Origin of the sequence: Nonomuraea sp. NPDC003709, assembly GCF_040610775.1 — a bacterium.
Taxonomy (GTDB): domain Bacteria; phylum Actinomycetota; class Actinomycetes; order Streptosporangiales; family Streptosporangiaceae; genus Nonomuraea; species Nonomuraea angiospora_A.
Genome location: NZ_JBEXMW010000003.1, coordinates 46,659 through 61,579, shown reverse-complemented (window position 1 = coordinate 61,579; position 14,921 = coordinate 46,659). Strand labels below are relative to the sequence as shown.

11 protein-coding genes are annotated in these 14,921 nt (G+C 64.6%); 10 read left to right on the top strand and 1 reads right to left on the bottom strand.

The features are described from left to right. Window positions 1-64: 64 nt before the first annotated feature. On the bottom strand, window positions 65-265 hold the full coding sequence (locus ABZX61_RS08910) for a hypothetical protein (protein ID WP_355192850.1): 201 nt from the start codon (window positions 263-265) through the stop codon (window positions 65-67). Between the two features lie 279 nt (window positions 266-544). Between ABZX61_RS08910 and ABZX61_RS08905 the strand changes: the two genes are divergently transcribed. The 10 genes from ABZX61_RS08905 to istB all read left to right on the top strand — a co-directional run bounded on the left by ABZX61_RS08905 (window position 545) and on the right by istB (window position 13,999). Then, a complete protein-coding gene (locus ABZX61_RS08905; protein WP_355192848.1) occupies window positions 545-997 on the top strand; it encodes a hypothetical protein in 453 nt (150 codons plus the stop codon). Between the two features lie 812 nt (window positions 998-1,809). Continuing rightward, window positions 1,810-6,264, top strand: a complete 4,455-nt coding sequence (locus tag ABZX61_RS08900; protein ID WP_355192846.1) for a hypothetical protein — start codon at window positions 1,810-1,812, stop codon at window positions 6,262-6,264. A 570-nt stretch (window positions 6,265-6,834) separates the two neighbouring features. Next, the gene (locus ABZX61_RS08895) at window positions 6,835-7,002 is read left to right on the top strand and encodes a hypothetical protein (RefSeq protein ID WP_158441122.1); all 168 of its coding nucleotides are present in this window, start codon (window positions 6,835-6,837) and stop codon (window positions 7,000-7,002) included. Between the two features lie 232 nt (window positions 7,003-7,234). Continuing rightward, a complete protein-coding gene (locus tag ABZX61_RS08890) occupies window positions 7,235-7,828 on the top strand; it encodes a PadR family transcriptional regulator (RefSeq protein ID WP_355192844.1) in 594 nt (197 codons plus the stop codon). A gap of 101 nt (window positions 7,829-7,929) precedes the next feature. Beyond that, window positions 7,930-8,895 carry an ATP-binding cassette domain-containing protein gene (locus ABZX61_RS08885; protein WP_355192842.1) on the top strand — a complete coding sequence of 322 codons (966 nt, stop codon included), beginning with the start codon at window positions 7,930-7,932 and terminating at the stop codon, window positions 8,893-8,895. Then, on the top strand, window positions 8,892-9,737 hold the full coding sequence (locus ABZX61_RS08880; protein ID WP_355192840.1) for an ABC transporter permease: 846 nt from the start codon (window positions 8,892-8,894) through the stop codon (window positions 9,735-9,737). Before ABZX61_RS08885 ends, ABZX61_RS08880 begins: the two co-directional genes overlap by 4 nt. 103 nt (window positions 9,738-9,840) lie before the next feature. After that, window positions 9,841-10,263 carry a DoxX family protein gene (locus ABZX61_RS08875; protein WP_074946215.1) on the top strand — a complete coding sequence of 141 codons (423 nt, stop codon included), beginning with the start codon at window positions 9,841-9,843 and terminating at the stop codon, window positions 10,261-10,263. Window positions 10,264-10,290: 27 nt separating this feature from the next. Beyond that, a complete protein-coding gene (locus ABZX61_RS08870) occupies window positions 10,291-11,124 on the top strand; it encodes an alpha/beta fold hydrolase (protein ID WP_355192838.1) in 834 nt (277 codons plus the stop codon). A gap of 422 nt (window positions 11,125-11,546) precedes the next feature. Next, entirely contained in the window at window positions 11,547-13,223 is a 1,677-nt protein-coding gene (gene istA, locus ABZX61_RS08865; protein ID WP_355192836.1) for an IS21 family transposase, read from the top strand. After that, on the top strand, window positions 13,220-13,999 hold the full coding sequence (gene istB / locus ABZX61_RS08860) for an IS21-like element helper ATPase IstB (protein WP_355192834.1): 780 nt from the start codon (window positions 13,220-13,222) through the stop codon (window positions 13,997-13,999). The genes istA and istB overlap by 4 nt, the downstream gene beginning before the upstream one ends. Window positions 14,000-14,921 lie beyond the last annotated feature (922 nt).

Sequence of the window (14,921 nt, the reverse complement as noted above, 5' to 3'; positions counted from 1 at the left end):
CAGGTGAGCCCCCCAGTGTTTCAGCCCCGGGGCATGTACCGTCCGGGTCCGCCGGACATCAACGCTAGTCGGCGTCCTCCGCTTCGTTGGTAGCGGGAGGAATGATCTTGTTGAAGAACGGGATAGCCAAGCCGAACGCGCCGCCGCTGTATAGAAGCGCCATCTGCCAGACGGTGCCGGCCGACATCGTCAGGGCGAACGCGAGCACCGCAACGAAGGCCGCCGCCATGACTACGACGGCGGCTCGGACGGTGAGTAGATACATCGCTCCTCCGTAAGGGGATGCAGGGCGCGACCGTCGTGCCCTGCATGGAGCGGCGCGCCCTTCGCCCGCGAGGCCCCGGTTTCGCCTGCTCCGATATCAGCTTCGAGGCACGCCGGAGCAGTTGATCCTTTCTGTCGAAGCCTTTTTTGGGGCGATGTAGGCCGATTCTGCGTCGTCTTCATTGAGTTTTAGGTTGTCAAAGCTTGTCGACGGTAGGCTTTGCTGGTCTTAACGCGTCAACGGTTGGCGAGGAGCCTTGTCGTGGTTAGAGCGATTGCCATGCCATCCAAGGATCAGGTGCCCGAAGGTCCACATCGCGAGCTTCTGGTCCTTCTCTTCCAGATGTACCGGGCTGCCGGGCGGCCTCCGCTCAAGCAGATCGTCTTCACAGCGGAGCGACTCGGGCTCGACGGCACAGCTAGCCAGGAGACGGTTCGGCGTACGCTCCACGGCAAGATCATTCCTGAGCGATGGGAGACGGCTTACGCCGTTTACGCACCTCTGTGTGCCCTGGCTGGCATCGACCCCGACGCGGAGTACTACCGAAACGATTTTGAGGGATACGGCGAGCCGGATACGTCAACCCACAAGGAGTTGTTCAGGCAGGCATGGAGTGCGGCGTTCGACACCGAAGAATTGCCGCCCCCGATTCTGGGGGCACGAGCACCTCAAGTCACCCTGAATGCGAATCTTGTGCCCGTCTCTGACTTTTCGGGCGAACCTCCGTTCTGAGCTGCCAGATGCCGCAGCGCCGCAGAGCTTTCCGTACGAAGCGCGGCCTGGAAGGCCTGGAAGGGCGCGCGAAGCGCCTCCTCTATCCTAGAGCCCGTGAGTGACCAACCGCGTGACAATCCCAGCGGTTGACCGCAGACATTGGCGGACGCCGATGGACAGTCGCAGGCAGCTTGCGGACCACTTGGCGTGATCCGTACACGTGTTCGGGTTGCCTGATAGGAGGAGGTCCCAGGTTCAAGTCCTGGTAGCCCCACCACGAAGTACCAGTTCAGAGGCCAGTTCCCAAGATTGGGAGCCTGGCCTCTTGATCGTTTGCCATCGATTTGCCACCAAGGGTGTCCGGCACCAGGGAGCAGACATCGATCCACATCGACAGGTCCTGACATAGGTCTCCCGCATCAGCGGCCGAGATTGAACGCCACGAGCGCAGATCACGGCGGTTGGTGACATCGTGGTGTTCGCCGATGTTGTCCAGGGCTTGCATCAACAGGCTGGAATTACACCCCGGAGGGATGTCACCCCTCGCACCTCACCACTCATCATCCACATGCACTTGTCTTCCGGCATGATGCATTTATGTCGGCTCTGGAGGCCCTCCACCGAGAATGCGTCGTTCGGACACGTGTGTGCCAGGCGCTGCCCCACGTCACTCCGAGCGTCACGATCGCCGGCCGTCAGATCGACTGCCTCCCGGGCAGCGTCGCTTCCAAGTCGACGCCTTGCTTCGGGCGCGAAGGAGCGACGGTGATCATCTTGCGGCAGCCGACGTTCCATGCGAATCAGCTCTTGGTCGACAGCAGGGGGAAAGAGTGAGCCCTCGCTCGGGCGGTGAGTCAGACAAGTTCGGAAATCGGTACGAGGGTGCCTGGACGGTCCGCCACGTTCTCTACGTTCTCGCCGGTCACGGTGACTCGATCACTGTCGAGGACAAAGGTGATCTAGCCGAGGGCGTTGAGTTCACCTATCGTCGATCCGACGCGGTGGAGGTTCACCAGCTCAAGCGGCAGCACGGCACCGTCAACAACTGGTCAGTAGCATCTCTGAACAAGCTGGACATCTGGAAGAACGCTCGGCACCACGTTGAAGCTGGTCGGGAGTATCACTTCGCCTCGACGATTCCGGCTCAGGTGCCCCACGAACTGTGTGACTTTGCCCGGCGGTCCAAGGATCTCAAAGACTTCATTGAGAACTGGTTGCCGAATAAGTCTCTGCGGGATGCGTTCGACGAGCTGTCGTCGCCGCAAGTACTTGGTTCGGCGGAGATGGCCTGGACAGTACTGCGCGGCACCTGGATCGAGTGGCCCGACGAGCGGGATGTGGTCCAGGTTAATGCAGCGCTCGCCGGACTTCTGCTAGAGGGCGCCTCCGGCTTACTAGCGGCAGTCGGCCTCGGTGATCTGGTGGTCCAGGACCTTGGCGTCGAGCTGACAGAGTCCGCTATAAGCGAGCGGCTACAGCGATACGGCCTGAGGCGGGCGACGGCCATCCGGAGCGCTGCCCTGATCGAGCGGGTCAATGCCGTTACAGCTGGCTGGTCCGCATCCGTCGCGACGGAGTTGCTGCAGCCGGTCATCGTGCGGTACGAGGCGGCGGAGCTGGAGCGTCTTGCGACTGGAACGAACGACGGCTTGGTCTTCCTGGTTGGTGCCGCTGGCGGGGGGAAGACGGGCGTGCTGTGGCAGGTAGTGGAGGGCGTGCGCGCTCGTGGGCTGCCTGTCCTGGTCGTCCGGCTCGACCGGCTGGAACCCTTCGCATCAACCGTCGAGCTGGGGGCGCGAATCGGCCTAGACGTATCGCCTGTTGCCGCTCTTGCCGCGGCTGCTGGCGAGCGGTCTTCGCTGCTGGTCATCGATCAGCTTGATGCTGTCAGCCTCGCTTCTGGGCGCATGCCCCGCAATTTCGATGTCATCGCTGATCTCATACGGGAAGCGTCGGCTTTCAAGGGCATGCAGGTCATACTGGCGTGTCGTAAGTTTGATGTCGACAACGATGAGCGCATTCGCGGCCTAGCGGGACGTCCGAACACGGCGACGGTGACTGGCGGCCCTCTGTCGGATGATCAAGTTGATGCGGCTGTCAGCGACATGGGGTTGGACGCCACCGCTCTCACGCCCCATCAACGGATGCTTCTGCGGTCGCCGTTGCACCTTGTTCTGCTGGCGACGGTTGCCAGTGAACCGGGCGCCTTGGACTTCCAGACCATCGGCCATCTGTTCGACGCGTACTGGGATCGCAAGCGCCGCCAAGTACTGGCGCGAAGGGCTGACACGCGTTTCGGTTCAGTCGTCTTCGCCGTGGCGGAGGCGATCAGTCAATACCAGCGCCTGTCAGTGCCGGTGACGGTCCTCGATCGGGATGACCTTGCCAACGACGCAGATGTGCTGGCATCCGAGCACGTCCTGGTGCGGGACGGCCGCGAGGTCGCCTTCTTCCATGAAGCGTTCTTCGACTACGCCTTCGCCCGGCACTGGGTGAGCCAGAGACAGTCGCTCGTCGAGTTCCTGACTCACGGCGAGCAGGAGCTCTTCCGGCGCGCACAGGTCCGGCAGATTATGACCTACCTCCGGGAATCTGACCCTGGTCGCTTCATCGATGAGGTCCGTGGGCTCCTCACGAGCCACGAGATCCGCGTCCACATCAAGGCGGCGGCCCTGGCGGTGCTAGGCGGGATTGCCGACCCGACGACGCCCGAGGCTGACATGCTGCTCGACGTCGCAGCTGCCCACCCGGCGTACGAAGCGAGGCTGTGGAGCCAGCTGTGCACGCCCGCCTGGTTTGCTCGGCTCGATGCCGACGGCCACGTAGCGAACCTGATGCGTTCGGGGGAGGATGAACAGCATCGCGCCCTGTACTTGATGGCCGGCGTGGCGGGGACATCGCCGGACCGGCTGGCTGAACTACTTACGGAGCACCGCGATACACCGGCGTACGCGGCCTGGTTGCGCCGGGTGGTCCGCTTCGCGAAGCTGGGGGCTAGTCGGCCTCTGTTCGAACTCTTCCTTGACGCCATCAGGTGTGGCTATTACGACGGCTTGGAGCATGATTTCTGGTTGTCTGTGGACGACCTGGCAGAGGAACACCCCCACTGGGCCGTGGAAGTTCTCGTCGCCTTCCTGATCGACCGTCACGGCCGCTTGGAGCTAAACGAGCGGGGCCACGTTGCCGTCTTGAAAAGCTCTGAGTACCGAGGTGCCCAGCTAGTACGAAAGGTCGTCACAGGGGCGCCCCGCCAATTTTGCGACGCCGTGCTGCCATACCTCCTGCAGGTCATGGAAGTCACGGCCTATGAGCATGACGGAGAAGGGCAGCGACCGGACGCCCACTTCTCGCATCGCTATCCGGAAACCGAGCCCGATGAGGACCTTGACGATGTGATCTTCAACGGCATGGCCGCGGCCATCCGCAGCTTGGTAGAGACAGACCCGGCAGGGATGCGGCCTACCCTTGAGCGACTGGCCGTCGACCCGCATGAGAGCGCTCAATGGCTGCTCTATCAAGGGCTGATAGCCGGCCGCGCGGCCTACGCCGAGTGGGCTGCCGAACTGCTACTGGAGGGGCGTCACCGGTTCCTCTGTGGGTATACCTCTAACGCTGTCTGGACGACGCGCCAGGTCATGGAGACGATCAGTCCGCATATTAGCGACGAGCTATTCAGTCGTCTCGAAGCCGCTGTCCGCGATCTACGTTTCTCGTGGGAGCAGCGCCGACCTGGGTGGTACGCCTTTAACCTCTTGTCGGCACTGGAGGAGAGGCGGCTCTCTCAGACGGGCCGACGCCGACTGGGTGAGCTCCGTCGGGCTGTCGAGATGGAGAAACCACCCGAACCGAAAGGTGTCGTCGGCGGCTTGATCGGCCCGCCGATCCCGAGTAAAGCCGCACCGCTTATGAGCGACGACAACTGGCTGCAGGCGATGGCCAAGCATGCCCGGGAACGTGAGGACTGGCGGAGCTTCACGGGCGGGGCTCGCGAGATGTCGCATGTTCTACGAGAGCAGACGAAGCAGGATCCCGGCCGCTTCGCCCGGCTGGCGCTGCGGCTGACGCCGGATCTGAACCCGGCCTACGGCGACGCCATCCTCATGGGGCTCGGGGACGCCAAGCCGCTTGAAGACGAGGCGGTAGTCTTCGATGCCGTTCGGCACATCGCCTCGTTTGGCCACAGCGATAACGACCGCTGGCTGGGGTGGGCGCTCCGATCGTATGTGAAGACGGCGCCGCTCGGCATGGCGGAGCTGATCAGGGATCGCCTTATTGCGACCACCGATCCGAGTGACGACGGCGTGCGGGTCTGGAGCGCTGACCGATCGGGTCGTCAGGTGGCGGACATCCGTACCTCCGGCATCAACACGGCCCGCGGCAGCCTGACGGAGGCTTTGGCCGATCTCTTGGTCTACGACGTGGACGGAGCGCGGACTGCCCTGGCTACGCCGATCTTGGATCGACTTGCTGAGGATCCCGCCATCCCAGTCCGCACATGCGTCGCTCGTCTCATTGGGGCCGCCATGAGGCATGCCCGGCCAGCCGCCACCGAGGCCTTCTGGCGGCTCATTGAGACGGATGACGTCTTGTTCGTCGCGGAGTCGGTTATTCGGGTCCTCATCTTGTTGGGGAACGAGGAGCCGATGGCAGTTCGACCAGTGGTGGAGCGCGTACTCGCCTCGGCGGACGGAAAGGTCCGAGAAGTTGGCGGTCAGTTGGCGGCCTTCGCGGCGATGGAGTGGGGTGTCAGTGACTACCTAGAGGTTGTCCTGGCTGGCGCGGATACCTCGGCGCGCAAGGGCGCCGCTGGTATGGCTGCGCATCTCGTGCCCCACACCACCAACGCAGAGGTTGCCATTACGACCCTGGCCGCTCTGGCTGACGATGTTGACGACGAGGTGCCCAAGGAAGCCGCCAAGGTCGCCGGTGCGCTACGTGGTCATGCACTGCGTCCCTTCGAAAGGGTAATTAAGGTGCTCGTAGCGTCGCCTGCCTTTGCCCATGCCCTGCCGCAGCTCCTCATTACGCTCGAACGAGCGCCGGATCGGGTCGATGACCTGGCCCTGTTGTGCGCTCAACGATTCGTCGAAGTGTTCAGCATGGAAGCTGGGGACATTCGGACAACGGCCGCCGGCAATGCCCGAGAGGTGGGTGAGCTGATTATCCGAGGATTGGCGCAGAGTCGTACATCCAGCGATCGGGCGGCTCTGCTCGATGTGCTCGATCAACTGCTCCTTGTCGAGGGATACGGAGTTGACGACTTGATCAGTGGGTCCGAGCGATAATTGCGGGGCCGCTTCCCGGATGCGGTGTAAATAGATCACTCCTCCGATCGTGATCTGGTCGAGGTCATTGAGGACGTCGCCCGGCTCGGCGTCCGCCTGATCATCTTGACCGCCGTCGAAGCCTTCCTCGGCCGAGCTCGCTACCAGCGCTCCAGCATCGCCTCCGCCTCCGTCGCCGGGAAACAGCGGCGATGCGGAAGAGACCATGAAGCGCCTCACCGACGAGCGGGTCCCGGCCTACCGAGTTGATCCGGATCCTGGCTTGCGCCGAGCGAGGCGAGTCGACGCGTTGATGATCTTGCGGCGGTTCTCCGCTTGGCCGCCCAACCAGAGCTGTCCTCTCATCTGGTGGAGTTGCTCAGACGCGTTACCGGGGTCCTCCACAGGCCTAAGCCTAGAAGTTGTCCGCGCCGCGCAGCCCAGAACGAGGTGCAATTCGCCCTCCGGCCTACGTCGGCAGCCCGTGTTCGATTTGAAGTCATCAACCCCGCGTGGCTTTGGAGGTCTCCACCAGCACCGTTTGTAGGTCAGTGCTGACACCACCCGGACCAGGAGGGCACCCTAGTGTTGGTGGGAGTTGACACCACCCTGGCGGGCGCGCAAGCGGAGCTCGTAGAGCAGGCCAAGTGGCGGGAGCACCCCAATCGGGACACCCCCGAGCACGTCCGCGATCAGGCCGAACTGTGGGCGGGACAGGCACGCACCGAACTGGAGTGGGCGAAGAGCCTGAGCAAGTGACTGTCTGAGGGCGCCTACACCATGGCCGATGATCCAGGTTCGTGGCGAACGGTCCCCGATCACCTCAAGATGCGCGCCTAATCAACCTTGACTAGACGTTTCTTCCTCGTGTACTTTGGCCAAGTAGTCAAACTGGACTAGTCTCTACCAATCCGTTCGCAACACGGGAGAAGGAATCGAACCCATGGGAAAGCTCGCGATCGAGACGAGAGGGTTGAGCGGAGGTGGGCGCATGTCGGCGACGAAGCTCCTGGTACTCGGTATCGTGCACCTCTCCGGCGGCGCGCATGGCTACCAGGTGCGGTCCGAACTGCAGAGCTGGGGTGCGGAGAGTTGGGCCAAGATCAAGCCCGGCTCGATTTATCACGCGCTGAAGAAGGCGGCGGCTGATGGCCTCCTCACCGAACACGCCGAGCCGGGCAACTCCGGGCCGGAGCGCGTTCTGTACCGCGCGACAGCTCGGGGACGTGACGAGATGGTCGAACTGGTCCGCGACGGTCTGCGGCGCACCCACGACCCGGACATGCTCAACGCGTCCATCGCCATGTTGCCCATGCTGACCAGGACAGATGCCATCGCGCAGGTTAACGAGCGGGTCGCGCGCCTGGAAGCGGAGCTCGTAGTGCAGGCCGAGTGGCGGGAGCACCCCAATAGGGACGCCCCCGAGCACGTCCGCGATCAGGCCGAACTGTGGGCGGGACAGGCACGCACCGAACTGGAGTGGGCGAAGAGCCTGAGCAAACGACTGTCTGAGGGCGCCTACACCATGGCCGATGATCCGGGTTCGTGGCGAACGGTCCCCGATCACCTCAAGATGCGCGTCTAATCAACTTGACTAGACGTTTCGTCCTCGTCTGCTTTGGCCAAGTAGTCAAACTTGACTAGCTCACCAATCCGTTCGCAACGCCGAGAGAAGGAATCGAACCTATGGGAAAGCTCGCGATCGAGACGAGAGGGTTGAAGAAGAGCTTCGGCACGACCCACGCGGTCGCCGGTGTGGACCTGGCCGTGAGCGCCGGGGGCGTGTACGGCGTGCTCGGTCCGAACGGGGCGGGCAAGACCACCGCGATCCGCATGCTGGCCACGCTCCTGCGCCCCGACGCCGGAGAGGCGCAAGTGCTCGGCTACGACGTCGTGCGTGACGCCCGGGCGGTGCGGAGCAGGGTGGGCCTCACCGGGCAGTTCGCGTCGGTCGATGAGGATCTCACCGGGGTGGAGAACCTGTTGCTGCTCGCCAGGCTGCTCGGCTACTCACGCCGCCGAGGCAGGGAGCGGGCGGCCGACCTGCTCGACGCGTTCGGTCTTGCCGAAGCGGCCGACCGGCAGGTGAAGAAGTACTCCGGAGGGATGCGCCGGCGCATCGACATCGCGGCGAGCCTGGTCGTCACCCCCGAACTGATCTTCCTCGACGAGCCCACGACCGGGCTCGACCCGCGCAGCAGGAACCAGGTCTGGGAGATCGTCAGGGGTATGGTCGCCGAGGGCACCACCGTGTTGCTGACCACGCAGTACCTCGACGAGGCCGACCAGCTGGCCGACCGGATAGCGGTGATCGACCACGGGAAGGTGATCGCCGAGGGCACGAGCGGCCAGCTCAAGGCATCGGTCGGCGCCGGCTCGCTGCACGTACGGCTACGTGCGCCCGAGCAGCGGGCCGAGGCAGAGCGGGTCCTCGCCGGCGTCCTCGAGGTGCCGGTCGAGCCGTCCGCTGACCCGGCCGCGCTGTCCGCGGGGATCTCCGACCCCGAGCGGGTCGCCCGCGCCCTGGCCGAGCTGTCCCGCAGCGGCATCGACGTCACCGAGTTCGCGCTCGGCCAGCCGAGCCTGGACGAGGTGTTTCTCGCCCTGACCGGTCACCCGGCCGAGGAGACACCCGAGGAGGATGCCGCATGAATGCCACGTCCGCGGAGCAGGCGTCGGCGCTGGTCACTGAGGACGCGCTGCGCAGTGTGCTGTTGGCCGGCGAGCGGCCGTCTCGGCCTGGCCCGGTGCTCACCTCGTTGACATTCGGCTGGCGCGCTCTGCTGAAGATCAAACACGTCCCGGAGCAGCTCGTCGACGTGACCATGTTCCCGATCATGTTCACGCTGATGTTCACCTACCTGTTCGGTGGCGCGCTCGCCGGGTCGACACAGGCGTACCTGCAATTCCTGCTGCCCGGCATCCTGGTGCAGGCGAACGTCATGATCACCATGAACACCGGCATAACGCTGAACACCGACATCCAGAAGGGGGTGTTCGACAGGTTCAGGTCACTTCCGGTGTGGCGACCGTCGCCGCTGGTCGGCGCCCTGCTCGGCGATGTGATGCGCTACTCGATCGGGTCGGCGATCGTGATCACGCTCGGATTGGTCCTAGGGTTCCGGCCGGAGGGTGGCGCCGTCGGGGTGGTGCTCTCGGTGGTGCTGCTGCTGGTGTTCTCGTTCTGCCTGTCGTGGCTGTGGACGATGCTCAGCCTGATCCTGCGCACGCCGAACTCGGTGGCGGGGGTCAGCATGATGCTGATGTTCCCGCTGACGTTCGTGAGCAACATCTTCGTGGACCCGAAGACGATGCCCGGGTGGTTGCAGGCGGTCGTCGAGGTCAACCCGATCACCCACCTGGCGACCGTGGTACGCGGCCTGATGCACGGCTCGGTGCCCGCCGGGGAAATCGGCTGGGTGCTCGTCTCGTCAGCGCTGCTCGTCGCGGTCTTCGGTCCCATCACCATGGTCCTCTACCGCAACAAGAAGTAGATGCCGCTCCCGCGAGCACTTGGTCGAAATCAACTCCGACAACCCGGCCCACTCGGCCAACGCCATCACCGGTACCAGGCCCGGACACGACAAGGAGAGCCGAATGAGCACCATCCCCAAGAACAACTCGGAAACCGTTGCGCACACGCCCGGGCGGGCGAGCAGCATCGGGGTCTGGATTCTGCAAGTCGTGCTGGCGGCGATAATCGCGGGCGGCGGAATCTCGAAGCTCGCCGGCGACCCGGTCATGGTGGACATGTTCGCCGACATCGGGGCTGGCCAGTGGCTCCGGTACCTGGTCGGAGCGCTGGAGGTCGCGGGAGGGGTTGGACTTCTGATCCCGGCTCTGGCGGGCCTGGCCAGTCTCGGGTTGGCGGCATTGCTGACCGGTGCTGTCATCACCGATCAGTTCGTGCTCGAGCAGAGCCCTTGGCTGCCGCTCGCCTTACTCGTCGTGGCGGCCGTGATCGCAAGGACGCGGTGGTCGCGCACCGAGGCCGTCGTCGGCACGCTGCTCAGGCGCTGAGACAAACCTCTCGAACGGAGATGTGAGATGAACGAGATGGCCTTTCGCGTGACATCAAACGATGGCACCACCATCGCCTACGACAGGGAAGGAAGCGGTCCGGCCGTCATTCTGGTGGGCGGAGCACTCGACGAGGGGGTGGAGAACGCTCCCTTGGCGCCGGCTCTCGCCGAGCACTTCACGGTCTACAACTATGCCCGTCGGGGACGCGGCGCGAGCGGCTTCACCGAGCCGTACGCCGTGGAGAGGGAGATCGAGGACCTGGATGCGTTGATCGCGGAGGCGGGCGGCTCGGCACACCTGTTCGGGGCGTCCTCTGGTGGCGCGCTGGCGCTGGAAGCGGCCGCGGCCGGGTCAGCCATCGACACGATCGCCGTGTGGGAGGTGCCCTACGCGGTCGGGGACGACATCCGCCAGCGATTCGAGGAGTACGTCGCGGACACCCGACGCGCCTTCGACGCCGGGCGAGACGAGGAGGTTCTCGAACTGTTCATGCGCTTGAGCGGCGCCTCCGACGACAACATCGCGGCCAGGAAAGCGGCAGGCAAGCAGACGGCGCATTGGGCGCATTCGGTCGCCCTCGCGCCCACGCTGGTCCACGACAGCGTCTTCCTCAACCGCTACCAATTGCCGGCCGATCGACTGGCAACGGTCACCCAACCGGTCCTGGTCACCACCGGAGGACCGATCACGGTCCCCTATATGGCAGGCCTGCCCTCGGACTTCTTCGACCGCGCAGCCGACGAGCTTGCAGACCAATTACCCCACGCTCAACGGGAGACCCTCGAGGGGCCGGATCACGTCGTCGACCCACAGACCGTCGGCCCGCTGTTGCTACGGTTCTTCAGCAGCGAACACTGAGGGGCCTGCGAGGTGTTGCGGGAAGACCGATTAGGCACCGCGCAAGCAGATCTTCGTCGCGCCAGGGACACGGGGCGGACAGGTGGTGTCGAGGTTGATGTCGTCGGCGGCATCACAGGCCTGATCCTGGGCGTGCTCGTCACCAACGTCTTCGTCACCACGCAAGGCCGGGCCGTCGTACTGACCTGGGCTTCAGTGGGACTCGACCTGGCCTACTCGCTGCTCATCGGCTCCGTCGTCGGTCGTACCCTCCGCTCCGGGCCGACTCAGTACCGCCCACCGAAGCCCTGCGCAGCACATGACCAGGCACCTCGGTAGGGCCAGTGATTCCGGGCTGTGGTCGCATGCGGTCACCGTTCCCAGGCGGTGGCCCCGGTGCCGAAAGTCGTGCCCACGGCGTGCTCACATCAGGAGTGCCACCGATGACGCAGCCGCGTTCCCGGGTCGACCTGTACGCGGCGATCCGACGGGATGCCCGATCTGGGATGTCCAACCGCGCGCTGCAGCGCAAGCACGGCGTCGGCTTCCGAACCGTGACAGCGGCGCTGGAATCTGCATGGCCGAAGGAGAGAAAGCAACCGCCCAAACGCGGCTCACGGCTTGACGCGTACCGAGTGGTGATCGACGACTGGCTGCGCTCGGACCTCGACGCGCCGCGGAAGCAGCGACACACGGCGAAGCGGATCTTCGATCGACTGCTTGACGAACATGACGGGGCCGGGGTGGTGTCGTACTGGATGGTCCGCGAGTACGTCGCCACCCGACGCCGTGAGATTCGCGTCGAGGTCGGACGGGAACCTGCCAACGCGTTCATCCCGCAAGAGCACCGCCCGGGCCGCGAGGCCGAGGTTGACTTCGGCGACGTCGCCATCCGCCTGCGCGGCGAGCTCGTAACCTGCGCGCTGTTCAGCCTTCGGCTCTCCTACTCGGGCAAGGCCGTGCACAGGGTCAGTGCCTCGGCTGGGCAGGAAGCCTTCTTCGAGGGTCACGTCCACGCCTTCAACGTGCTCGGCGGGGTGCCGACCGGGAAGATCCGCTACGACAACCTCAAGGCCGCCGTCGCGAGCGTGATCGGGTTCTCCCGCCAGCGGGTCGAGGCCGACAGGTGGACCGCCGTCCGTTCCCACTACGGCATCGAAGCCTTCTATTGCCAGCCCGGAATCCAAGGTGCGCACGAGAAGGGCGGCGTCGAGGGGCAGATCGGCTGGTTCCGACGCAACCACCTCGTCCCCATCCCAGAAGTCGACTCCCTCGCCGAGCTCAACGCTATGGTCGACGCCTGGGACGAAGCCGACGACGCCCGGCGGATCGGGTCCCGCGCCCGCACGGTCGGTGAACGATTCGCCACCGAGCAGCCACTCCTCGCGCCCCTTCCGACCGAGCCGTTCGAGACCGGCCGCTGGTTCACCCCGCGCGTGGACCGGTACGCCCAGGTCACGGTCCGGATGAACAAGTACTCCGTGCCCGCGCGCATGGTCGGCCGTCAAGCCCGGGTGCTCCTGAACGCCAGCGACCTGGTCGTGTTCGACGGCAGGACCGAGATCGCCCGCCACGAACGGCTCATGACCAAGGGCTCGACCCGGGTCGACCTGGACCACTATCTCGAGGCCCTCCTCCGCAAACCGGGCGCGCTACCCGGTGCGAAAGCGCTGGAGCAGGCCAGGGCATCCGGGCGGTTCACGCCCGTTCACGACGCCTGGTGGACCGCGGCCTGCAAGGCCCACGGTGACGCCGACGGCACCCGTGCCCTCATTGAGGTCCTGATGCTGCACCGGCACCTTCCACACGACCACGTCGTCGCCGGACTCGCGACGGCGCTGCGTGCAGGCGCGCTCACCGCGGACGCTGTCGCGTTGGAAGCGCGCAAGTACAACGACACAGCAGATGGCGGAGCCGACGACACGACAGCGGACCACCAGTCCCTGATGAGCGGCGACAGGGCACGCGGAGAAGGCGAGATCCCTGCCGTGCGATCGCTGACCGAGCGCCGGCTCCGCGCCCACATCCCGGCCGACACTCGGCCGCTGCCGAGCGTGGAGAAGTACGACCAGCTGTTGGCCAGCCGACGTGACACCCCGAACGAAGGAACCGCACCGTGACCACCAAGCGCCGTGGAATGACCGAAGAAGCAGCCGACGCCGCGATCGACCAAGCGTGCCGGATGCTGCGAATGCCCACCATCCGCAACTCCTTCACCAACTACGCCGACCAGGCAGGGCGTGAGCAGATGTCTTACCGCGGGTTCCTCGCCGAACTATTGCTTGCCGAGTGCGACGATCGCGCCCGACGCCGGTCCGAACGCCGGATCAAGGCCGCCAAGTTCCCCCGCGAGAAGTCCCTGCGGGCCTTCGACTTCGACGCCAACCCCAACATCGATCCCGCCGTGATCCACACCCTCGCCAAGTGCGAATGGGTCCAGAAGGGACAGCCGCTGTGTCTGATCGGGGACTCCGGCACCGGCAAGTCCCATCTGCTGATCGCACTCGGCACCGAGGCCGCCATGGCCGGCTACCGGGTCAAGTACACCCTGGCGACCCAGCTTGCCAACGAGCTCGTCGAGGCCGCCGACGAGATGACGCTGGCGAAAACCATCGCCCGCTACGGCCGCGTCGACCTGCTCTGCATCGACGAACTCGGCTACATGCAACTCGACCGCCGCGGCGCGGAACTCCTCTTCCAGGTTCTCACCGAGCGTGAGGAGAAGGCCTCGGTCGCGATCGCGTCCAATGAGTCCTTCGGCGGCTGGACCAAGACCTTCACCGACCCCCGGCTATGCGCAGCCATCGTCGACCGACTCACCTTCGGCGGCACCATCCTCGAGACCGGCACCGACTCCTACCGTCTGGCCCAAGCCACAAGGCAGCGGACAACCTGACACCCGTCGGGCGCGGAAGCGGTGTCGACGCAAACCAACATCCGCGGCACCGACACGTGCCCGGCGGTGTCAGAACTCGCCAACAAGCGGTGTCGGACGAAACCTCCGCAGCCATGAGTAGGTACCCTCGGTGTCGCTCAGTGTCGCGAAGTGCTGTTTTCTATCGCTGCCGCCGGAATTCTCCCCACCGCCGTGTCGGGAAGTGATGGTGGCTGCTGTGCTGTACCGCGTGCACGCGAGTAACCACCGAGCAACCACCCGTTCTTGACCATCGGGTATTCTGCGCCATTTGTCCCTGTTTCAGCAGGGTGGCGTGTGGCCAGCCTTTCGTGAGGAGGCTCGAGTTTTCCGGCAGATCAAACGCGTACGAGCAGCCACCGAGTAGTCATTGGCCGGAGATTGCGTTCGCGAGCCAGGAAGGCTTGCAGCCGATCTCGGATGCAGAGTCCGCCCAGGTCATTGGTGGCAGGGTGCCCGAGACCTGAACCCCGGAACCTACGGATTAAAAGTTGCCAGCTTTTATGCCGGCCCCTGCCTCAGAGCGTTCAATTGTGACACTCTCTTTATTTTTGTCCCTTTTGTAATGCCCCAGAATGTCGCCCCGTGTTCGTCGGTGCCGTTGGCCGAAGAGCATGCGACGAGCACGTGAGCGCGGGGTCCATGGCCGCCCGCCATAGCTCGTGGTGAACCTTTGACTGTTCGATCGGTTCCACTCTGGCCGTATTTTGGTCTTCGCCTGCGGTGGGTGTCATGCGGCGCTGGTTCTGGTGCGGAGAGACGGACTTTGAACGCGGCCCTTTGTTTCCCGGTCAAAGATGATTCGGCCTTCCTCTCTGGCGGGCGCAGCTCGGAGTCTGCGAGGTGACGATCTCAACCATCTGCGATCCGACGGCCGAAGAATACGTCCTCGCAGAATGAGCAG

Bases quoted from the DNA above. Each gene is read 5' to 3' on its own strand.
- ABZX61_RS08910 (WP_355192850.1), bottom strand. From the start codon at position 265: ATGTATCTACTCACCGTCCGAGCCGCCGTCGTAGTCATGGCGGCGGCC.
- ABZX61_RS08905 (WP_355192848.1), top strand. From the start codon at position 545: ATGCCATCCAAGGATCAGGTGCCCGAAGGTCCACATCGCGAGCTTCTG.
- ABZX61_RS08890 (WP_355192844.1), top strand. From the start codon at position 7,235: ATGTCGGCGACGAAGCTCCTGGTACTCGGTATCGTGCACCTCTCCGGC.
- ABZX61_RS08885 (WP_355192842.1), top strand. From the start codon at position 7,930: ATGGGAAAGCTCGCGATCGAGACGAGAGGGTTGAAGAAGAGCTTCGGC.
- ABZX61_RS08880 (WP_355192840.1), top strand. From the start codon at position 8,892: ATGAATGCCACGTCCGCGGAGCAGGCGTCGGCGCTGGTCACTGAGGAC.
- ABZX61_RS08875 (WP_074946215.1), top strand. From the start codon at position 9,841: ATGAGCACCATCCCCAAGAACAACTCGGAAACCGTTGCGCACACGCCC.
- ABZX61_RS08870 (WP_355192838.1), top strand. From the start codon at position 10,291: ATGAACGAGATGGCCTTTCGCGTGACATCAAACGATGGCACCACCATC.
- istA (WP_355192836.1), top strand. From the start codon at position 11,547: ATGACGCAGCCGCGTTCCCGGGTCGACCTGTACGCGGCGATCCGACGG.